The 19,923-nt window shown below is 61.1% G+C and carries 17 protein-coding genes and 1 pseudogene; 13 read left to right on the top strand and 5 right to left on the bottom strand.

What is annotated here, in order from left to right; all coding sequences use genetic code 11:
• Positions 1-52: 52 nt before the first annotated feature.
• Positions 53-493 (top strand): RbsD/FucU family protein, encoded by a 441-nt coding sequence (locus AC13Q5_RS20920; RefSeq protein WP_075857008.1) that lies wholly within the window; start codon positions 53-55, stop codon positions 491-493.
• A 106-nt stretch (positions 494-599) separates the two neighbouring features.
• Here the strand turns inward: AC13Q5_RS20920 and AC13Q5_RS20915 are convergent.
• The 3 genes and pseudogenes from AC13Q5_RS20915 to AC13Q5_RS20905 all read right to left on the bottom strand — a co-directional run.
• A pseudogene (locus AC13Q5_RS20915) lies at positions 600-805 on the bottom strand (hypothetical protein); the annotation flags it as partial.
• Between the two features lie 384 nt (positions 806-1,189).
• Complete coding sequence (locus AC13Q5_RS20910) at positions 1,190-1,957, bottom strand: coniferyl-alcohol dehydrogenase (protein WP_075857009.1); 768 nt, start codon at positions 1,955-1,957, stop codon at positions 1,190-1,192.
• An 89-nt stretch (positions 1,958-2,046) separates the two neighbouring features.
• Positions 2,047-3,519, bottom strand: coding sequence for a benzaldehyde dehydrogenase (locus AC13Q5_RS20905; RefSeq protein WP_075857010.1), 1,473 nt, complete (start codon positions 3,517-3,519; stop codon positions 2,047-2,049).
• A gap of 321 nt (positions 3,520-3,840) precedes the next feature.
• On the opposite strand from AC13Q5_RS20905, the gene AC13Q5_RS20900 reads away from it, so the two are divergent.
• The 4 genes from AC13Q5_RS20900 to AC13Q5_RS20885 all read left to right on the top strand — a co-directional run bounded on the left by AC13Q5_RS20900 (position 3,841) and on the right by AC13Q5_RS20885 (position 8,627).
• Positions 3,841-5,628, top strand: coding sequence for a sigma 54-interacting transcriptional regulator (locus tag AC13Q5_RS20900; protein WP_488503016.1), 1,788 nt, complete (start codon positions 3,841-3,843; stop codon positions 5,626-5,628).
• Positions 5,629-5,752: 124 nt separating this feature from the next.
• Positions 5,753-6,814, top strand: coding sequence for an aromatic ring-hydroxylating dioxygenase subunit alpha (locus AC13Q5_RS20895; RefSeq protein WP_488503015.1), 1,062 nt, complete (start codon positions 5,753-5,755; stop codon positions 6,812-6,814).
• Positions 6,815-6,817: 3 nt separating this feature from the next.
• Entirely contained in the window at positions 6,818-7,561 is a 744-nt protein-coding gene (locus AC13Q5_RS20890) for a GntR family transcriptional regulator (protein WP_488503014.1), read from the top strand.
• A gap of 79 nt (positions 7,562-7,640) precedes the next feature.
• Positions 7,641-8,627 (top strand): PDR/VanB family oxidoreductase, encoded by a 987-nt coding sequence (locus AC13Q5_RS20885; RefSeq protein WP_488503013.1) that lies wholly within the window; start codon positions 7,641-7,643, stop codon positions 8,625-8,627.
• A gap of 69 nt (positions 8,628-8,696) precedes the next feature.
• On the opposite strand, the gene AC13Q5_RS20880 is transcribed toward AC13Q5_RS20885, so the two are convergent.
• Positions 8,697-9,101: a MarR family winged helix-turn-helix transcriptional regulator gene (locus AC13Q5_RS20880; protein WP_488503012.1), complete on the bottom strand. Its 405-nt coding sequence runs from the start codon at positions 9,099-9,101 to the stop codon at positions 8,697-8,699.
• Positions 9,102-9,491: 390 nt separating this feature from the next.
• Between AC13Q5_RS20880 and AC13Q5_RS20875 the strand changes: the two genes are divergently transcribed.
• On the top strand, positions 9,492-10,331 hold the full coding sequence (locus tag AC13Q5_RS20875) for a p-hydroxycinnamoyl CoA hydratase/lyase (protein WP_488503011.1): 840 nt from the start codon (positions 9,492-9,494) through the stop codon (positions 10,329-10,331).
• 13 nt (positions 10,332-10,344) lie between these two features.
• The gene (locus AC13Q5_RS20870; protein ID WP_488503010.1) at positions 10,345-12,501 is read left to right on the top strand and encodes an acetate--CoA ligase family protein; all 2,157 of its coding nucleotides are present in this window, start codon (positions 10,345-10,347) and stop codon (positions 12,499-12,501) included.
• 29 nt (positions 12,502-12,530) lie between these two features.
• Here the strand turns inward: AC13Q5_RS20870 and AC13Q5_RS20865 are convergent, their stop codons facing one another.
• The gene (locus AC13Q5_RS20865; protein WP_488503009.1) at positions 12,531-13,430 is read right to left on the bottom strand and encodes a helix-turn-helix transcriptional regulator; all 900 of its coding nucleotides are present in this window, start codon (positions 13,428-13,430) and stop codon (positions 12,531-12,533) included.
• A gap of 245 nt (positions 13,431-13,675) precedes the next feature.
• Between AC13Q5_RS20865 and AC13Q5_RS20860 the strand changes: the two genes are divergently transcribed.
• The 6 genes from AC13Q5_RS20860 to AC13Q5_RS20835 all read left to right on the top strand — a co-directional run bounded on the left by AC13Q5_RS20860 (position 13,676) and on the right by AC13Q5_RS20835 (position 19,920).
• A complete protein-coding gene (locus tag AC13Q5_RS20860) occupies positions 13,676-15,127 on the top strand; it encodes an aldehyde dehydrogenase (protein ID WP_488503008.1) in 1,452 nt (483 codons plus the stop codon).
• Between the two features lie 82 nt (positions 15,128-15,209).
• On the top strand, positions 15,210-16,526 hold the full coding sequence (locus AC13Q5_RS20855; protein WP_075857019.1) for an ABC transporter substrate-binding protein: 1,317 nt from the start codon (positions 15,210-15,212) through the stop codon (positions 16,524-16,526).
• Positions 16,519-17,286: an ABC transporter ATP-binding protein gene (locus tag AC13Q5_RS20850; protein ID WP_083961510.1), complete on the top strand. Its 768-nt coding sequence runs from the start codon at positions 16,519-16,521 to the stop codon at positions 17,284-17,286. The genes AC13Q5_RS20855 and AC13Q5_RS20850 overlap by 8 nt, the downstream gene beginning before the upstream one ends.
• Positions 17,283-18,011 carry an ABC transporter ATP-binding protein gene (locus AC13Q5_RS20845; protein ID WP_488503007.1) on the top strand — a complete coding sequence of 243 codons (729 nt, stop codon included), beginning with the start codon at positions 17,283-17,285 and terminating at the stop codon, positions 18,009-18,011. Before AC13Q5_RS20850 ends, AC13Q5_RS20845 begins: the two co-directional genes overlap by 4 nt.
• Positions 18,008-18,904 (top strand): branched-chain amino acid ABC transporter permease, encoded by an 897-nt coding sequence (locus tag AC13Q5_RS20840; RefSeq protein WP_488503006.1) that lies wholly within the window; start codon positions 18,008-18,010, stop codon positions 18,902-18,904. The genes AC13Q5_RS20845 and AC13Q5_RS20840 overlap by 4 nt, the downstream gene beginning before the upstream one ends.
• Positions 18,901-19,920 (top strand): branched-chain amino acid ABC transporter permease, encoded by a 1,020-nt coding sequence (locus AC13Q5_RS20835; RefSeq protein WP_488503005.1) that lies wholly within the window; start codon positions 18,901-18,903, stop codon positions 19,918-19,920. The genes AC13Q5_RS20840 and AC13Q5_RS20835 overlap by 4 nt, the downstream gene beginning before the upstream one ends.
• The last annotated feature ends 3 nt before the right edge of the window (positions 19,921-19,923 follow it).

The raw sequence follows: 19,923 nt of genomic DNA, 5'->3' as shown, positions 1-19,923 counted from the left end.
TTTTTTCTGATTATCGTTCTCAGCGGAGATGATCTCTTGGGAGGGAATTGTCATGCTAAAGGGTGTTCCGCCGTTCATTACGGCCGACGTATTATGGGTCATGGCCTCCATGGGCCATGGCGATGAACTCGCGATCGTAGATCGAAATTTCTCGGCTTTTCGTGTGTCGGCCGAGACCACCAGCGGAAAGCTCCTCATCTTGGAAGGTATCGATGCGCCGACCGCGGTGCGTGGAATCCTTCAAATGATGCCTTTGGATACCTTCGTTGAAGCACCACTCATGCACATGGAGGCCACCGACGCGCCAGGCGAGTTGTTGGAAGTGCATAAAGATGTCATCGCCGCCTGCTCCCAAGCAGAGGGACGTGCGATCGTCAGCCAGCCTGTCGAAAGATTCGCCTATTATCCTATCGCGATGCGAGCGTTTGCAGTTATCAAGACGGCCGAATCTCGCCCCTATGGGAACTTCATCCTTAAGAAGGGCGTGGTCTAAGGATCATCATCAAGTGGTACCAGCGGTCAGTTCCGCGATATCAGGCAACGCCGGATACAACGGCACCTTGTCCAATTTAGAGCGGCATGTAGCAACCTGACGCTACCGCGACGAGCGTCTCCGGCGGAGGAGATTTCCTGGACCTGGATCGACAAAGGCTGAATACGCGTGATCCGAATCGAGCATCGCCATGAACGATGTTGCGACGGTTGCTTCGCCGCAGGCGGCGCATCGAAGAATGTAGGAACCGCCTTGGACGATCGATTCGGTTTTATCCAATCCGCATGACGTGCAAGCCAACATATGGTTCATCACGTCACTCTAACAGGCACATACAGTTTCTGATACCGAGCCAAAGCAGAGCTTATCGAAATCATCGCATGGCGTAACCCCTATTCTCCAACTGAAAGATGCAGAAAGAATCGTCAACACTATCCTGAAGGAAATGGCAGGAGCGTGGATGTGGGCGCTCAGATCGAACTGAGAGGCTTTAGCGTCGTCACTATTCGACGCCGGTTGCCGCGCTTGGAAAATCAACCGGGAACGACCCAGTCAATTTTTGCCAAGGAAAAGTAAGCGCCATATTTTAAGGCCGAAACACGCGATTCCCGTCCCGGGCATGAGCTTTCGCAGGCCATCGCCGGTGTCAGGATCGAACGCGTCGGGCGGCGCCCAAGAACCAAAGACTTTGGTCGATCAGAGGGCAGTCGCAGCCAGGCCGCCATCGACCGCCAGGTTGACGCCGACTACCCAGCGAGCCGCATCCGAGCAGAGAAATAGGGTTGGTCCGGCAATCTCGTCGGCAAAGGCAGGGCGCTTCATCAGGCTCGCGTCTCGCTGCACCCGTTCTTCGCCCAGCATGGCGACGAAATCGCCAAGGATCGGCGTGAAGACCGGCCCTGGTGCCACCGAATTCATGCGGATGTCGTGCCGCATGAACAGATCGGAGCTACGGGCGCGGGTCCAGACAATCAGCGCCTCCTTGAAATACTGATAGCAGGTCTCCTGTGCGACCGGGTTGTCGTTTAGCCAAGCCAGTCCCTCGGCGAAATTCTTCGTCGCGGCGAGCGCATGATGAGCCTCGACACGTTTGGGCCACTCGGCGCCAAGAATGGAGGCGAAGTTGACGATCGATGCCCCCTTGGGCATCTGCGCCACCAGCGCTTCGGTGAGATGGCGAAGCCCGAGGTAATTGACTTTCGCAACGAGACCCCGATCGGCGGTTCCAGGCACGCCCGCCGCATTGATCAGCGCATCGACTTGCCCGGGCAGTGAGTGCACCGCGATGTCGATTGCGGAGGGATCACTCAGGTCGGCCTTGACGAAACCGTCAAGCGTCTGCATCGGATCGTTCCGATCAAGGCCGATAACATGTGCGCCATGAAAGCGTGCCAGGCGGGCAACTTCGCCCCCAATGCCGGAGGACGCACCGGTGACGACGATTGTTTTTCCGTGAAAGTTCATGGGAATCATCCTTGTTCTAAAAGGCATCGAGCCACATGCCGCAAAGCGGTCCGGGCTGGATCAGGGAGAGTGAGCAAAAAGCACGCAGATCAGAACGGATAGGGCGTGGCGGCGCTCTTGACCGAAACCCACTGCCACTGGGTGAATTCCTCGATATCCGCCGGGCCACCCACCCGCGTGCCGTTACCCGATTTGCCGCGTCCGCCGAAGGGGGCATATGGCCCGCCATTGACCGTCTGGTCGTTGATGTGCAGTTGGCCGACCTCAAGCTCTTGTCCGACCGCCATCGCCCGGCCGATGTCAGTGGAAATGACTCCGGCAGCGAGGCCGTAGTCGGATCGATTGGCAAGCGCTATCGCCTCTTCGTCACTACGGAAAGAAACGATGCAGGCGACAGGACCGAAGATCTCCTCTTCGAAGGCGAGCATGCCGGGCCTCACGCCGGATAGGACGGTTGCCGGATAGAAGCGCCCTTTGCTGCGGCCACCGGTGAGCAGTTGGGCGCCCTTTGTCACGGCGTCATCGACGATCGCCTGGATCGCCGTCACCTGGGCATCCGAAATGATCGGCCCGAGCGCCACCTGGTTGCTCGAGGGATCGCCAACTGGCAGCTGCGCGGCCTTTGCGACCAGCCGCTCAGTCACCGCCTGTTCGATCTTCTCGTCGATAAGAACCAGGCCGGTTGCCATGCAAATCTGACCCTGGTGAAGGAACGCGCCCCAGGCGGCATTGGAGGCCGCGACGCCAGGATCGGCATCGTCAAGAATGATCAGCGCGTTCTTGCCGCCGAGTTCGAGCTGGACACGCTTCAGGTTCCTGCCGGCTATCTCGCCAACCTTGGCACCGCCTCGTGCGGAGCCCGTGAAAGAGATCATCGCCACGTTCGGATCGCTGCAAAGGGCTTCGCCGGCATCTGCCCCGCCGGGCACGATGTGCAGAATGCCCGCCGGCAAGCCGGCCTCCTCGAAAATGCGGGCAATGATGATACCGCCGGAGATCGGCGTGCGTGGATCGGGCTTGTGCACCACGACATTGCCGACCGCCAGTGCGGCGGCAATGGAGCGAACCGAAAGGACAAGTGGAAAATTGAACGGCGAGATGACACCGACAACGCCATGCGGCACCCGCCGGGCATAGTTTTCACGATCATCCATGCCGGGAAGGAACATGCCGGAGGGAGCCGTGGCGAGTGTTGCCGCATGGCGAATGAAAAGCGCTCCGTGCTCGATCTCGATCATCGCCTTCTGATGGATCGAGCCGGACTCCTTCATGATCCACTGGGCGAGTTCCTTACCGTTTGCCTCCAGCAAGTCCGCGGCCTTGTTGAGGATACGCGCACGCTCCGCACCAAGCATTTTTGTCCAGGCTTTCTGGGCAGCCCGGGCCTTTGCAGCGGCGCGAACGATATCTGCTGGCCCGCCAAGCCCGACGGAGGTGAGAACCGTTCCGTTGGCTGGATCAATGACATTGATCGTCCCCGCTTCGGTCCGATCCCAGCCGCCGAAGAAGGCACGGCCGGTCCAGCGCTCGGCATCGATGAAACTGTGGGTTTGGATATTCATGCTATGGGCCTCCTCAGATCCGCTGTCACGAGAGAAAGGCATCACTTCACCATTGCACGGTCCGTACGGATCAACCGACGTCGGCTATGATAGCGCTGCAATCCTCCCGGCCGCTGCTCCTCAAGCGGCCACATCCTCCGCAGCAAGGCGCGTGCCAGTTTTCATTTCTGCCGAGCCGGAGGATGATGGCGGCAGATAAACGCTTCCACCAACTTGATTTTCCGGGGATCGGCGGATCAAAACCGCTTCGGAAATCGGCTTGCCAAAATTCATAAAATAATAAAGAATTTCATTATTTTATGAATTTGATGAAAGATGATCATGCCAAAGCGCATAGTCCCGCCACACCTGATCTCCCTGGCTGATGCATCCAAACGAACCGGCAAGATGCTGTCGCGCGGCGCATACAGCGAGCTCGATACCGGCGCATCCCCGACATTGACCGAATTGACCGAGGCCCTTCACTTCGCGCTCGGGGATGGCCGCATCTGGCTGAACGATCAACGCATGGTGTTGATGCAGTCGCAGGTTCTGGGCCGGCTCAGGCAGGAGATCATCGAAGCCTTCGGGGTCGAAACCGCCGCGGCCATGTTCATGCGGGTCGGCTACATGCAGGGTGTGCGCGATGCGGAGTTGATCCAAAAGCGGTTTCCGAACGAGGATCTGACCCACGCGCTGGCGGCCGGGCCGCGGGTCCACACGCTCGAGGGTTTCGTCAAGGTCACCACCCGACATTTCGAATTCGACAGCGCCAGGGGCACCTACTTCGGCGAGTTCGACTGGCACGATTCCTCCGAAGCCGCCGAACACATCGCCCATCATGGCCTTTCAAGCGCGCCGGTCTGCTGGATGCAGACGGGCTATCCCAGTGGCTATACCAGCGCGCTCTTCGGACGCCCCGTCATCTTTCGCGAAGTCGAGTGCGCCGGCATGGGGTCACCCTGTTGCCGCGTGGTGGGCCAGAATGCGGAGGAATGGGGCGATGACGCACCGGAACGCGCTTACCTCGGGCTTGAATGGCCGAGGTCCCGCCGCAACGCTCACCGAGGCGCGGAGCCGGCATTGCGGGCAGCTGAGCCGCCGGCCAAAGCCGGTCTGCCCGAAGACGCTGGTTCTAGCCAAGTCATCGGCGTATCGGCAAGCTTCCTGCGTGCCCGGCTGATGGTGGAAAAGGTCGCCGATACCGAGGCCACTGTGCTGCTGATCGGCGAATCCGGCGTTGGCAAGGAGCTGTTCTCGCAGCAGCTTCACCAGCTGAGCGGCCGGGCTAGTGGCCCGTTCGTGCCGATCAACTGCGCTGCGATCCCCGAAAACCTGGTGGAATCGGAGCTGTTCGGCGTCGAAAAGGGAGCTTATACCGGCGCAATCGCATCCCGGCCGGGATATTTCGAGCGGGCAGCGGGCGGCACCATATTTCTGGACGAGATCGCCTCGCTCGCCTATGCCGCACAGGGAAAGCTGCTTCGCGCCATCCAGGAGCGGCAGATCGAGCGGGTCGGCGGCAGCCGCACCATTCCGGTCGACGTGCGGGTAGTGGCGGCATCCAATGTCAACCTTGAAGGCGAAGTGCGCGCCGGACGGTTTCGGCAGGACCTCTATTTCCGCCTCTGTGTGTTCCCGATCGTCATCCCCCCGCTGCGCGACAGACGCGATGACATTCCCATGCTGATCGATCATTTCCTGCACATTTTCCGCGAACGCCACCGCCGCGATGTCATGGGCCTGTCGCGACGAGCGATCGATGCGCTTTTGGCCTATGACTTCCCGGGCAATATCCGCGAACTGCAGAATCTGATCGAACGCGGCGTGATTTTTGCCGAGCCTGGGGGCCTCATCGATATCCAGCATCTCTTCACGAGCGGCGAAGCCTCCCCGAAGTTTCCGCTGGCGCTGAACCGGGATGGGCGGATAAAGCCGAAGGATATACCCGTCGCCGCCTCGCATCCTGGCCTTATCACCTCGCCCGGCGACCTTGCCGCCGCCGAAGACAGGCTCTACCGGGACGCGCTGCGGGCCGCCGCCGGCAATGTCTCGGCCGCCGCCCGCGGCCTTGGCCTTACCCGCGCCAAGCTGGAATACAGGTTGAAGAAACTTGGTCTTATCAATTGAAGTGACTGTATACAGTGATCGAAAAAATCCCGCCATATACGTCATATTTTCGGATTTTTACTCCTCATCTTGACATAATGTATACATCATGCACTTCTTAAACTATCTGAGGAGGACAGATGAGATGAAGCGACCAACCTTTCCCCTGAATACCTGGTATGCTGCCGCCTACGATGTGGAGCTGAAGCATGCGCTGCTGCCGCGCACCATCTGCAACAAGCCAATCGTGCTGTATCGCAAGGAAAATGGTACGCCCGCAGCCTTGGCGGATGCCTGTTGGCACCGGCTGGTGCCGCTCTCATTCGGTCGGCTCGATGGCGACAAAGTCGTGTGCGGCTATCACGGTCTCGAATATGACGAGACCGGCCGCTGTGTATACATGCCGTCACAGGACACCATTAATCCATCGGCCTGCGTCAAATCCTATCCGGTCGCCGAAAAGCACCGCTTCGTCTGGATCTGGCCGGGCGATCCGGCACTCGCTGACCCGGCGCTGATCCCGGACATGCATTGGAACGACGATCCCGATTGGGCCGCTGACGGCAAGCTGATCGAGGTGAAATGCGATTACCGCCTGGTCGTCGACAACCTGATGGATCTCACCCATGAAACCTTCGTGCACGGCTCCTCAATCGGCGACCGCGCCGTGGCGGAATCGCCCTTCGAAGCCAGCCATTCCGATCGCTTTGCCTTTGTGACCCGGTGGATGCATGACATCGACCCGCCACCCTTCTGGCGCAAACAATATGGCAAGCCCGGCAAGGTGGACCGTTGGCAGATCATTCGTTTCGAGGCTCCCTGCACGGTTACCATCGATGTCGGTGTCGCGGCGGCTGGCACCGGCGCACCGCAAGGCGACCGCTCGCAAGGCGTGAACGGCTACGTCCTGAACACGATCACGCCATCGAAGGACAATAGCTGTCTGTATTTCTGGGCCTTCGCCCGGAACTACGACCTGCACAATCAGGCACGGACGCACGAACTGCGCGAGGGGGTCGCCGGCGTCTTCCGCGAGGATGAAGCGGTACTTCAAGCACAGCAGATCGCAATCGAAGCCAATCCCGATCATCAATTCTACAACCTCAATATTGACGCCGGCACGATGTGGGCTCGCAAGCTTATCGACCGGATGATCGACCGGGAAATCGACCCAGAAGAAAACACCAAAGCGGTGGCAGCGGAGTAGAGCATGACGGCAGAACAGGACGGCGCCCCCAAACAGCAGACGGCAAAGGCCCTGACCGGCCTTCGTGATCTCGTGCTCAAAGGCGAGGTGCTGCCTGGAGAGCGGCTTTCAGAAGTGGCGCTCGCCGCCCGGCTGAAGGTGTCTCGTACGCCGTTACGTGCCGCCCTGCAGAAGCTTGAACAGGAAGGGCTGGTCGTCATGATCCCCTCGGGCGGCTATGCGGTCCGCAGCTTCAGCCGCCAAGACGTAATCGACGCCATAGAACTTCGCGGTGTTCTCGAAGGTACAGCCGCACGACTGGCAGCAGAGCGCGGCGTGCCACCGGCAAAGCTGAAGGCGATTTCGGACGTGGTCGCCAATCTCGACGGTGTCGCCGAGCCTGGACCGGGTGCTATGGATTTCGGGCGCTATGAAATGCTGAACGAACGTTTTCACCGCCAACTCGCCGCCCTATGCGGCAGCGATGTCCTCAGCCGAGAGATCGAGCGGATCACCAGCCTGCCATTTGCCAGCCCCAATGCATTCGTCAACACGGAAGCGGACGTGCCGGCCTTTCAACGCACGCTGGTGGTCGCCCAGACGCAGCACAGGGCGATCATTGCCGCGATCGAACTGCGCGAAGGCGCGCGCGCCGAAGCGCTCGCGCGGGAACATGCACGGCTGGCGCGTCAAAACCTGGATTTCGTCATGGAAGAACAACCAGACCTGCGCAGCAAGGTGCTGGCGCTGGCACTGATGTCCGGCTGAAGCGGAAGAGGCCCATTGGGGACAGGCCTTTGTAGCGGATAACCGGCAGATCATCGAGATCCGTCAAAGGGAGGGAAATATGCGGTCCAGACTGGAGTGGCGCAAGGCGCGGGTCGTTGAGACCCGGACGATAGCCGAGGATGTACGGGCGGTGACCTTTGCCGTCGAAGGCTTGCCTGCTGGTTTTGATCCTGGTTCGCACACCAATATCAAGGTTCGGATCAACGGCGAACCAGTGATCCGAACCTATACCGTTCTGCCTGGACCGCCGGGCACGCTCTCGATCGCTGCCAAGCGTCACCCAAACAGCCGCGGGGGCTCGGTGTTCATCTGGCAGCTACAGCCGGGTGATGACACGGAACTGACCGAGCCCGAGAACCGCTTCGAGCTTTCCTGGCGCGCCTCCCGCTATCTCCTGATTGCCGGCGGCATCGGCATTACCCCGATCTATGGCATGGCGAAAACACTTGCCTCGCGCGGGCAGAAGCTCCGGCTGGCCTATGCCGCGAAGAGCCGTCGGCAGATGGCCTTCCTCGACGAACTTGCCGCGCTGCTCGGCGACGGGTTGCAGGTCTTTGCCCAGGATGACGGCGAGGCTCTCGATCTCGACTCCGAATTTGCAGCCCTGCCGCCGGATGGCGAGGCGTATATCTGCGGCCCGCTCGGCCTTCTGGAGGCAGCGCGGCAGGCTTGGCAGAAAAGCGGACGATCGATGAGCCGCCTGCGTTATGAGGTCTTTGGCGATAACGGCCGCTTTGTCGAGCAGGCCTTCGATGTCGAAGTCGCTAAGCTCGGTGCCCATGTTCGGGTTCGGGCCGACCAATCCATGCTCGACGTCTTGGTGGAGGCCGGCGTCGACATGGTTTTCGATTGCCGCCGCGGCGAATGCGGACTCTGTGCCGTCAACATCGTGAAAGCCGATGGCGTGATCGACCACCGCGATGTTTTCTTTTCTGAAGCCGAGCGGCAGGAAAATTCACGCATGTGCGCCTGCGTTTCGCGGGCCTGCGGCGGACGGATCGTCATCGACACCGGCTATCGCCCCGACCTCCCCGCGGCAGAATGATCCAAGCACCTCCGGAAGATGAGTAGTATAAATAGTGCTGCGACAACCGGCTGTTATGGTTTTGGCGGATCAACCGCCGGTCGGGAGCTCCAGCTTATCCTCGCGCGAGGCCTCTTCGCCCTCTTGCCGGATACTTCTAAGGACTTCCAGCGCTGCCTCCCGCAGCTCGGGCGCGAAAAGGCGCAGAAACCGCGCCTCGTGTGCGCCGATGATGGCATGCACCGTCTCCACCCTCTCCATACCGGTCCTCGTGAGGCGAAGAGCCTGCGATCGGCCACCGACCGGAGCCCGGTCGACAAGCCCGGCTTTGGTCAGCCCGAGCATCAACGGAACCATGTTGGCGCGCTGGATGCCGAGGCTACGTCCGAGATCGCTCTGGGTACAGCCGGGATTGGCATCGATCAGCGTCAGAATGGAAGCTTCAACCGGCCTGAGTTCGATTGCCTGAAGCCTTGAGCCCAGGTCGGCCATCATCACATTGGACGCCCTCCTCAGCTGATAACCAAGCAAGGTCTCGAGCGGGTCGCTCAATTTCGATGTACGGGCGTCGATATCCATAATCCGGCTATAATGCTATTGCGCATAACAATCAAACAATGCTATGAGACATAACATTATCGGTAGGGAGGTCGTATGCCGGTATTGGAGGAGTTCCTTTTAGATATCTGCAGATGCGCCGCGATCCGTCGATCAACGACAAAACAGCTTTCCGCACATTCGCACCAGCTGGCGTGAGGCGTCTCATTTTGGATTTCACTGCGGCTCGCCAGGCTCTGGCGAAACTTACTGTATTCAACACAGGTCGCGACTTTGCGGCCGGTTCCCTTTTGATGTGCAGGCCCGAACGGCAAGAAGGACAGTATCATGACAACAGAACATCCCGAAAAAGATACCGTCGCCTTTGTCGTTGAAGCCGGTATCGCCTGGGTCAGCTTCAACCGCCCGGAGAAACGCAATGCCATGAGCCCCACACTCAATCGGCGCATGATGGAGGTGCTGGACGAACTCGAGTTTCGGGCCGATGTCGGTGTACTGGTTCTGTCCGGTGAGGGTACGGCCTGGTCAGCAGGTATGGATCTCAAGGAATATTTCCGCGAGACCGAGGCTCACGGTCTACAGGGTACGCGAAAGGCACAGCGTGAGAGCTATGGCTGGTGGCGCCGGTTGCGCTGGTATCAGAAACCGACCATCGCCATGGTGAACGGATGGTGCTTCGGCGGGGGTTACGGACCTCTTTTCGCCTGCGACCTCGCCTTTGCTGCCGATGAAGCCAAATTCGGGCTGAGCGAGATCAACTGGGGCATTCTGCCCGGCGGTGGCGCCGCCAAGGTGGCGACCGAACTCACATCCTTCCGGAACGCCATGTACCACGCGCTAACCGGCGAGAACATCGGCGGCAGGAAGGCGGCCGAATGGGGCTTCGTCAACGAGTCCCTGCCGCTTGCGCAGTTGAAGGCGCGTGTGACCGATGTCGCCAACATACTGCTGCAGAAGAACCCCATCGCGCTCAAAGCCACCAAGGATGCCATTCGCCGCGTGCGGGAGATGACCTACGACAATGCGGAGGATTACCTCGTCCGCGCCCAGGAAGCGGCCAACAGTTATGATAACGAGGGACGCAAGGAAGGTATCAAGCAGTTCATCGACGACAAGACCTACAAGCCCGGGCTTGGTGCCTATGACAAATCCAAGCACCAGGCCTGAGGAGCGCCCTATCATGACGGTCGAGACCACTAGCGCGCGCCCATTGGCCCTTTCCAGCGGTTCGATGGAACGGCTGCTGCGTCCAAGATCGGTGGCGATCGTTGGCGCCTCCGACAAGCCCGGCGCGCTTGGCGCTTCGGTATTGTCCAATCTCGACCGGAGCGGCTATGCCGGTGCCATTCATCTGATCAACCCCAAACGGACCAGGATCGGCGACCGGCCCTGCCTCGCCTCGATCGATGACCTGCCGGACGGGGTGGATGCGGCCGTTCTTGCCGTGCCGCGCGCAGCCGTGCTTCCTTCTATCGAGGCGCTTGCCCGTCGTCGTGTTGGTGCGGCGGTGATCTTTTCTGCGGGCTTTGCCGAGGGCGGTGAGGAAGGGTTGGCCGATCAACGCGAGATCACGCGCATAGCGACCGAGGTGGGAATGGTGATCGAGGGGCCGAACTGCCTGGGCATGGTCAACCATGTTGACCGTATCCCCCTGACCTTCATCGAAACCGCGTCAGAGGAACTAGGCGCCAGGGCGGGCATTGCGATCGTGTCGCAGAGCGGCGCCATGGCTGCCGTCCTCGGCGTGACCTTCGCCAGCCGCGATATGGGCCTCTCCTATTCCATTTCGACCGGCAACGAAGCCGCAAGTGGCGTCGAAGACTATGTGGAATTTCTGGTGCAGGACACCTCCACGAGGGTCATCGCGATGATCGTCGAACAGTTCCGCAAGCCCGCCCGTTTCCTTGCCGCGGCGCGCAAAGCATATGCGAAAGGAAAGCGGATCGTCCTTCTTCATCCCGGACGCAGCAGTGCGGCGCGTGAATCCGCCGCAACTCACACCGGCGCCATGGCCGGTGACTATCAGGTCATGCGCACCAAGGTCGCAAGTGCCGGCGTCATTCTGGTCGAGACGCTCGAAGAACTTGGTGACGTCGCCGAGATCGCCCTGCGATGCCCGGCGCTCCCGGCTGGAGGCCCCGCAGTGCTCGGAGAATCCGGCGCGTTCAAGGCGCTGACCCTCGATCTGTGTGAGGAGCTTGGGCTGGATCTTCTTCCGATTAACGATGAGACCGCGCCAGCGCTGCGCGCTGTCCTGCCGCCCTTCGTCGGCGTCAGCAATCCGCTGGATCTGACGGCACAGGGCCTCGTGGAGCCGGACCTTTACGATAGAACGCTCACCGCCCTCTTCGACGATACCCGTTTCGCCAGCATTGTCGCCTGCATCATCCAGACCGACCCTGTCACCTCGGCCATCAAACTGCCGCCGATCCTGAAAGCGGTGCGAGAGCGCAAGCCGGCAAAACCGCTGATCTTTGCCGGGCTCGATGAGGGCGCCCCCATCCCGGTGGACTATATCGCGCAGTTACGGGCGCTCGGCATCGTCTATTTCCCGTCGACCGAACGGGCCTTCCGAGCGCTGAAACGCATTGACGCATTCACGGCTCGCGACATTGCCACCCGCACCGCAGCTCCGGTCGTGATTGCCGGCCTCCCCTCGCAGGGAGGTGTCATTCCCGAATATCAAGCCAAGCAAATCCTGGCGCCACTCGGAATTCCCTTTCCTGAAGGCGGCCTGGCAACAACCCTTGAGCAAGCCCTCGCGGCAGCTGCCGCGATCGGGTATCCGGTGGTGCTGAAGGCGCAATCGCCCGATCTCAGCCACAAGAGCGATGCGGGTGGCGTCGTTATCGGATTGGTGGACGCAACCAGCCTCACGGAGGGCTGGGTCAAGCTGCATGCCGATATCGCGCGCCATCGCCCGGGTCTCACCCTGGACGGCGTGCTGATCGAAGCCATGGGCAAACGCGGTATCGAGCTGATCATCGGCGCCCGCAACGATCCGGATTGGGGACCTGTAATCCTCGCAGGCTTCGGCGGCATTACGGCGGAGATTCTCGGGGACGTCCGCATTCTGACGCCCGATCTGCCCGATGACGCTATCATCCGCGAGCTACATCGGCTGAAGAACGCGCCTTTGCTGCGGGGTTTCCGCGGCTCGCCGCCGCTCGACGTGAATGCCGCCGCCCGCATCATCGCCACACTCGGCCAGCTGCTGCTGGCCGAACCGGCGATCCGGGAAATAGACCTCAATCCTGTCGTGATCTATCCCGACGGCGAAGGTGCGGTGGCACTGGATGCCTTGATGCTGGCCGCAGCCGAACCCACCCATGCCTGAGTTGCAAAGCCTGTCTGGCCGAAATCTGATCACGGCCAGTCCGAATAGCTCGACGAAAGCATGTCGCTGCGGGCGACTTCCGCCTTCCTGGCGAAATCGCGATAGGTGGCGGGTGAAAATCCGGTCTTTTTCTTGAAGAAATGACTGAAATAGGTGGGATCCCGAAATCCAAGACTATCCGAAATCTCCTGGACGGTCCTGGCGGAGCGTTCCAGCCTCAGCTTCGCCTCCTGGACGACGCGCTCATGCAGGAGCTGTACGGGAGAGCGCGCGAGCGCACTGCTGCAGATGGAATGCAGGCGGTCGGTGGTGACGCCGAGCTCTCGCGCATAATCGCTGATCGGCCGGTGCTGCCGGAACCAGATCTCCACCAATTGCCGGTATCGCTGCAGGGTCGAGGCGCCGCCGCCGCGGCCACGCTGCTCTGCCGCCTCACTGCCGCCAGTGCGCCACAGCGTCATGAGAATCAGCCGCAAATAGGCGGAGATGACCATCCAAGAGGCGCGAGAGGGATCGCCAAGCTCTCGCACGAAGCCCGCCACCAGCGGCTGCGTCTCTTCGACGGCATGCGGCCTCGGCTCATCCGTCAGCCAGGGCCGCTCGCTGAAAGTCCGCAGCGCATAGGATTCCGCCTGGTCGCCGATCGCGTCCACCATGATCTGTGGCGACGCGCCGATCAGGAAGCCTGCGGCACCCGCAGCCATGCGCAGCTCGCACCGTGCCTGCGGTGGCAGATAAGCAAGCGCCGGGCCTTGCAGCGATCGTTGCTCCTCCGGCTCGAACAACAAGGCAGCCGTTCCAGCCTGAAGCAGAAACAGATGGTGGAAATCGGCATAGATGCCTTTCTGGAAACGAAGCGTCCGGTGCGACAGCGATGGTTCCCGCCACTCGCCGTGTGCATGGTGATGGATGCCACCGTCAGAAACCATGAAGCTCCCCTCCTGCCGGCACCGCGATGCCGTTGCCGGGAATGCCAGATAATTACAATATTAACCCAGAAAAACACATTCCTTCCCAATTGCAATGGCGTAATCTCATCTCATGAGCCTCTGGGAGGAGGACTCCACACAACAGATGCCGATTGCGAGGCCCTATCCTGGCCGCGCGTGTCTGTGCACGCCTTCTCCCGTTGATGCGTTTGAGGGAAAGACCTGCGGAGGATTGGACGATCGCGATGTTTGTGGCAAAGCTTCTGATCAATGACGAGACGGTGGATGCGTCAGATGCATCCACTTTCGAGTGCCTTGATCCGGCGACCGGCGATGTCGCGACCATCGCGCCGGCGGCCTCGACATTGGACGCAGCGCGGGCGGCCAACGCCGCGGCAGCTGCCTTTCCCGCATGGTCAGAACTGGGACCGGGTGAACGCCGCGCCATGCTCAATCGGACGGCAGACGTTCTTCTTGCGCGATCGGCGGATTTCGTGGCGGCGATGATCGCAGAGACCGGGGCAACCGCCCTCTGGGCCAGGATCAATTGCGATCTTGCCGCCGACATATTGCGCGAGGCGGCCTCGATGACCACGCAGATCGCCGGCGAGATCATCCCCTCAGGCATTCCCGGCAACGTCTCCATGGCGGTGCGCCAGCCCGCCGGCGTCTGCGTCGGCATCGCGCCCTGGAACGCACCGATCATCCTTGGTACGCGGGCCATCGCCATGCCGCTTGCCTGCGGCAACACGGTCGTGCTCAAGGCTTCCGAACTCTGCCCGAAGACCCATTGCCTGATCGGCGAGGTCATGCGCGAGGCGGGCTTTCCGCCGGGTGTGGTCAATGTCATCACCAATGCTCCTAAGGATGCCGCCACCGTCGTCGAGGCCCTGATCGCCCATCCAGCGGTGCGGCGGATCAACTTCACCGGCTCGACGCGCGTCGGGCGGATCATTGCCGAGACGTCGGCAAGGCATCTGAAGCGCTGCCTGCTCGAACTCGGCGGAAAGGCGCCCTTCATCGTGCTTGCCGATGCCGATATCGACGAGGCGGTCCGCGCCGCCGCCTTCGGCGCCTTCATGAACCAGGGCCAGATCTGCATGTCGACGGAACGCATCATCCTGCTCGAGGAGATCGCTGACGAATTCGTCGAGAAATTCAAGGCGAAGGCCGCAACGCTCGTGGCCGGAGATCCAAGTCAAGGAAACACGCCGCTCGGAACCATGATCAACGCAGAAGCGGTGCGACGTATCAGGGCGCTCGTTGACGATGCCCTGCAGAAGGGAGCGGTCGTCGTCTGCGGTGGGCATGCGAACGGCATGCTGGTGGATGCGACCGTTGTCGATCACGTGATGCCCGCCATGCGCCTCTACAGAGAGGAAAGCTTTGGACCGCTGGCGGCGATCATCCGTGTCGACAGTGTCGAGGAGGCCATCACTATCGCCAACGACAACGAATACGGACTGTCCTCGGCAGTGTTCAGCCGCGACATCAACCAGGCGCTGGCCGTTGCCAAACGTATAGAGACCGGCATCTGCCACATCAACGAGGCGACGGTTTCCGACGAACCGCAAATGCCCTTCGGCGGGGTCAAGTCCAGCGGCTATGGCCGTTTCGGCGGCAGGGCCGCGATCGACGAATTCACCGAGCTGCGCTGGATCACGCTGGCATCCAGCACGCGTCACTATCCGATCTGAGCCGCATTACCGCACTCAACTGGCAAGGCTGAAGAAGAAGCATCGGGGCGAGAGGGCCTCGCAAAAGGGGAGGAACGACTGCATGACCAACAATCTTATCGAAACGAATATCAACGCTGCATCGCTGACGCGACGTTCGTTCATGGCGGCTACGGCTGCAGGTAGTGCAGCACTGGCTCTTGGCGGGCGGGCAGCATTTGCAGCCGACGATACGCTCAAGATCGGCTTTATCAGCCCGCGCACCGGCCCGCTCGGCGGCTTCGGCGAGACGGACGGCTATGTGCTGGAATTGGCGCGCAAGGCGCTGGCGGCCGGGCTGAAGGCGGGCGGCAAGACGTGGAAGGTGGAGATCCTCGACCGCGACACGCAGTCCGATCCATCGCGGGCCGGCCAGTTGGCAAAGGATCTGATCAACAACCAGGCGATCGACCTGATGCTTGCGGTCTCGACGCCTGAAACCATCAATCCTGTCGCCGATGCCTGCGAGGCGGCGGGCGTGCCGTGCCTGTCGACGGTCATGCCATGGGAGGCCTGGTATTTCGGGCGCGGCGCCAAGCCCGGTGCGCCATCACCGTTCAAGTGGACCTATCACTTCGGCTTCGGCGTCGGCGAATTCCTGAAAACCTATATTTCGCAATGGAACCTGATCGAGACCAACAAGAAGGTCGGTGTCATGTATCCGAACGATGCCGATGGCAATGCGATCCGCGCCAACCTGGCGCCAGCGCTTTCCAAGGCCGGCTTCACCATCGTCGATCCCGGCGCCTATGAGACTGGGACCACTGATTTTTCGTCCCAGATCGCGCTCTTCCGTCAGGAAGGCGTCGAGATCTTCAACTCGTTTCCCATCCCGCCGGATTTTGCAGCCTTCTGGCGGCAAGCGGCGCAGCAAGGCCTCATCCAGCAGATCAAGATCTGCCAGGTCGCCAAGACCGGGCTGTTTCCGTCCGATATCGAGGCGCTCGGCGACCTCGGCGTAAATCTCGCCAGCGCCGCCTATTGGCATAAGGCTTTCCCCTACAAGTCGTCGCTGACGGGCGTTTCCGGACCTGAGCTTGCTGACGGCTACGAGGCGGCAAGCGGCAAGCAATGGACGCAGCAGCTTGGCGCGAGCCTGTCGCTTATCGATGCCGGGTTCGATGCGCTCAAAGCCGCCTCGGATGCGAAGAGCAAGGAGGCCGTTGCCAAAGCTCTGAGCACGCTGAAGACGACGACGATTGCCGGCAAGGTGGACTTTACCAGCGGTCCTGTCGCCAATGTCTCCCCCGGACCGATCATCGGCACGCAATGGGTCAAGGCACCGGCCGGCTCGAAATTCGCGCTCGACTATGTCGTGACCGAACACGCCACCGATCCGAATGTTCCGGTCGACGCCAAACTCATCGCGTACAATGGGTAAAGCGATCGTGCAGGGACAAGAAGGACATCGGCCGGGAGGGGAATTTCTCTCGGCCAAGGGGATCCAAAAGCACTTCGGGGCGCTTGTGGTCCTAGAAAACCTCGATTTTTCCATGGGAGACGGCGATGCCGTCGGCATCGTCGGCCCCAACGGAGCCGGCAAGACGACCTTGCTGAGCGCACTGGCCGGCGCCTTTCCGCTAAATGCCGGAACGATCACCTTTAACGGCCGCAACGTGACTGCGCTGACAGCCGCCGACCGCTGCCGCTCGGGCCTGGTCAGGACGCATCAGATTCCCAAACCCTTTAGCGGCATGACGACATTCGAGAACGTTTTCGTCGCCGCCTCGCATGGCAAGACATCGAGCCGTGACGAGGCCTATGAACGCGTTGTCGATTCCCTACGGCTCTGCGGCATGCTCGGCGTCGCCAATCGCCGCGCCGACACGCTCGGCCTGCTCGATCGCAAGCGGCTGGAGCTGGCCCGCGCGCTTGCGACCGGTCCGCGCCTGCTGCTGCTCGACGAGATCGGTGGCGGGCTGACGGATGGCGAGGCAAGCGAACTCGTCGGCACCATTCTCGAACTGCGGCGGCGCGGCATCGGCATCGTCTGGATCGAGCATATCGTGCACATCCTGTTACAGGTCGTAGAACGGCTGATCTGCATGGATGCGGGCAAGATCATCGCCGATGGCGATCCGAACGCGGTCATGAGCGATGCCGAAGTGGTGCGCGCCTATCTTGGGGGAACGCCCACATGAGCATTCTTTCCGTTCGCAATCTCGATGTCCGACATGGCCTGCTGCAGGCGGTGCGCGGCACCAGTTTCGATCTTGCCAAGGGAGAGGTGCTGGCACTCGTCGGCGCGAACGGCGCGGGCAAGACGACGCTGCTGCGTTCTATCGCCGGTGCGCATCTGCCCGATGCCGGCCAGATCCTGCTCGACGGCGAAGATGTCACGGCCGTTCCCTCGCATAAACGTATCGCCAGGGGCATTGCGCTCGTTCCAGAGGGGAGACGGCTATTCTCACAGATGACGGTCGAGGAAAATCTGTTGCTCGGCACCAGCGCCGGCCGCAAGGGTGAGTGGACGGTCGAGCGCGTCTTCGATGCCTTTCCAAACCTGAAGCCGCGGCGGCATGCTAAGACCAGCCATCTGTCGGGTGGTGAGCAGCAGGCAACGGCGATCGGGCGGGCGCTGATGAGCAATCCCGACATTCTCCTGCTCGACGAAGTCTCCCTCGGCCTGTCGCCGCTTGTCGTCGATCGCGTCTATCAGCAACTGCAAGGGCTCTTGTCTTCGGGCACGACCATCGTGCTCGTCGAACAGGATCTGGCGCGTGCCATAAGCGTCGCAACCCGTGTCATTTGCATGCTGGAGGGCAGTATCGTGCTCGACAGGCCGGCGAGTGGCGTGACGCGCGAGGAGGTGACACGGGCCTATTTCGGCCTGCATCGGGCGACAACCGAGAGGAGCGCCTCGTGAGCAACACCCTCATTCAAGGCATTTTGCTCGGCGGTTACTATGCCGTCATCGCCTGCGGCCTGTCCTTCATGTTCTCCGTCATGCGCATCATCAATCTCGCGCATGGCAGCCTTGCCGTTGCTGCCGCCTATGGGCTCTGGCTGCTGGCGGCGAAACTCGGCATTCCGCCCTTCATCGGCCTGCTGATCGTGTTGCCTGTCATGGCAATCATCGGCTGGCTTCTGCAGCGCTTCGTCCTCGAGCGCAGCGCGCGTGGCGGTACGCTTTTGCCGATCCTGACGACCTTTGGCTTGTCGATCGTCGTCGACAATCTGTTGTTCGAACAATTCGGCGCGGATACGCGCTCGCTCGCCCCCTTCATCGGCAATCTCTCCTATGCGTCCTGGCAACTGCCGGGTCACGTTTTCGTTGGCAAGCTTGCCGTCCTGATGATGGTGACGGCAATCGTCATCATCGGCGGGCTGCAGTTCTTCTTGAGCCGTTTCGCCATCGGCCGCTCCATCCGCGCCACGGCGGAGGATGCGGATACAGCCGGTCTCGTCGGCATCGATGCACGCCGCGTCAACGCTGTCGCGACCGCGATCACAATGGTCACGGTCGGCATCGCTGGCGCGTTTCTGGCCATGCGGGCGACCTTCAATCCTTATTCGGGCGGACCGCAGCTGCTGTTTGCCTTCGAGGCAGCCGTTATCGGCGGTGCCGGTTCGCTCTGGGGAACTTTGCTCGGCGGCATCGTGCTCGGGCTGGCGCAGTCGGTCGGCGCCCAGATCCATCCGCAGGGCTTTCTGATCGGCGGCCATATCGCCTTCCTTCTCGTTCTTTTCGTGCGGCTGCACCAGTTCGGCTTCTTGAGCCTCAGTAAAATCCGCACGCGTCTTCGGAGCCCATCATGAGTACGATCGCGCCTGGAATTTCCGTCGAGCGCTGGACTGCGTCCTCGCGAATGACCCTGGCTGCAATAATGGTGGCCATCGGCCTTCTCGCCGCTGTGCCCACCATCGCCAGCGCCGGCGTCACCGATCGCATGACGGCCCTCTTCATCTACGTGATCCTGGCGGCCATGTGGAATGCGCTGGCGGGTTTCGGCGGTCTCGTCTCTGTCGGCCAGCAGGTCTTCTTCGGCCTTGGCGCCTACTTTACGATTCGTCTGGCAGATGCGGGGCTCGATCCCTTCGTCTCGCTCATCGTTGCCGCAGTCGTCACCGGCGCGATATCACTACCGCTTTCTTGGCTGATGCTGCGGCTGAAAGGAGGCGAATTTGCCATCGGCATGTGGGTGCTGGCCGAGCTTGCCCATCTGCTCGTCAATCTCGATCGGCTCATTCAGGGAGAAACCGGAACTTCGCTAATTTCCTTGAACGCCTATGACAGCGGCACAAGGCGCTTGGCGATCTATTGGCTGGCGCTGGCAGCTATGATTGCTCTTCTCGGAGCGCTCTTTGCAGTCATGCGCAGCCGCGCAGGGGCGGCCATGCAGGCAATCCGCGATAATGAGGATGCGGCAACCTCCGTGGGCGTCCGCGTCGCGGCGACGAAACGCTTGCTCTTTGTTCTCGCCGCCTTCGGCATTGCTGTTGCCGGTGGCCTGTGGCTGGCAACGGCGGTCACCTTCCAGCCCAAGACCTATTTCAGCGTGCAGTGGACCGCCTACATGATTTTCATGGTGCTGGTCGGCGGCATCGGCAAGTTCGAGGGCGCGATCCTCGGCGCCATTCTCTTCTTCGTCATCGAGACTGTCTTCGGCGGAACGGGGGTCTGGTATCTGGTCGGCCTCGGCGCGACGGCGGTGCTCTTTTCCCTCTATTTACCGCGCGGCCTCTGGGGCGAAATTGAACGGCGCCTCGATCTACAGCTCCTGCCCGTGGGCTACCGGCTGACGTTTTCTGATCTCGTCAAGGATAAACAGTAGCGG

The organism is Martinezella sp. CNPSo 3964 (assembly GCF_057784375.1).
This window is presented reverse-complemented; position numbering and strand designations above follow the sequence as displayed.

Coding starts and splice junctions, on each gene's coding strand:
- AC13Q5_RS20845 (WP_488503007.1), top strand. CDS start 17,283: ATGAGCATTCTTTCCGTTCGCAATCTCGATGTCCGACATGGCCTGCTG.
- AC13Q5_RS20905 (WP_075857010.1), bottom strand. CDS start 3,519: ATGAATATCCAAACCCACAGTTTCATCGATGCCGAGCGCTGGACCGGC.
- AC13Q5_RS20860 (WP_488503008.1), top strand. CDS start 13,676: ATGTTTGTGGCAAAGCTTCTGATCAATGACGAGACGGTGGATGCGTCA.
- AC13Q5_RS20850 (WP_083961510.1), top strand. CDS start 16,519: ATGGGTAAAGCGATCGTGCAGGGACAAGAAGGACATCGGCCGGGAGGG.
- AC13Q5_RS20900 (WP_488503016.1), top strand. CDS start 3,841: ATGCCAAAGCGCATAGTCCCGCCACACCTGATCTCCCTGGCTGATGCA.
- AC13Q5_RS20865 (WP_488503009.1), bottom strand. CDS start 13,430: ATGGTTTCTGACGGTGGCATCCATCACCATGCACACGGCGAGTGGCGG.
- AC13Q5_RS20885 (WP_488503013.1), top strand. CDS start 7,641: ATGCGGTCCAGACTGGAGTGGCGCAAGGCGCGGGTCGTTGAGACCCGG.
- AC13Q5_RS20875 (WP_488503011.1), top strand. CDS start 9,492: ATGACAACAGAACATCCCGAAAAAGATACCGTCGCCTTTGTCGTTGAA.
- AC13Q5_RS20855 (WP_075857019.1), top strand. CDS start 15,210: ATGACCAACAATCTTATCGAAACGAATATCAACGCTGCATCGCTGACG.
- AC13Q5_RS20870 (WP_488503010.1), top strand. CDS start 10,345: ATGACGGTCGAGACCACTAGCGCGCGCCCATTGGCCCTTTCCAGCGGT.
- AC13Q5_RS20890 (WP_488503014.1), top strand. CDS start 6,818: ATGACGGCAGAACAGGACGGCGCCCCCAAACAGCAGACGGCAAAGGCC.
- AC13Q5_RS20920 (WP_075857008.1), top strand. CDS start 53: ATGCTAAAGGGTGTTCCGCCGTTCATTACGGCCGACGTATTATGGGTC.
- AC13Q5_RS20910 (WP_075857009.1), bottom strand. CDS start 1,957: ATGAACTTTCACGGAAAAACAATCGTCGTCACCGGTGCGTCCTCCGGC.
- AC13Q5_RS20880 (WP_488503012.1), bottom strand. CDS start 9,101: ATGATGGCCGACCTGGGCTCAAGGCTTCAGGCAATCGAACTCAGGCCG.
- AC13Q5_RS20835 (WP_488503005.1), top strand. CDS start 18,901: ATGAGTACGATCGCGCCTGGAATTTCCGTCGAGCGCTGGACTGCGTCC.
- AC13Q5_RS20895 (WP_488503015.1), top strand. CDS start 5,753: ATGAAGCGACCAACCTTTCCCCTGAATACCTGGTATGCTGCCGCCTAC.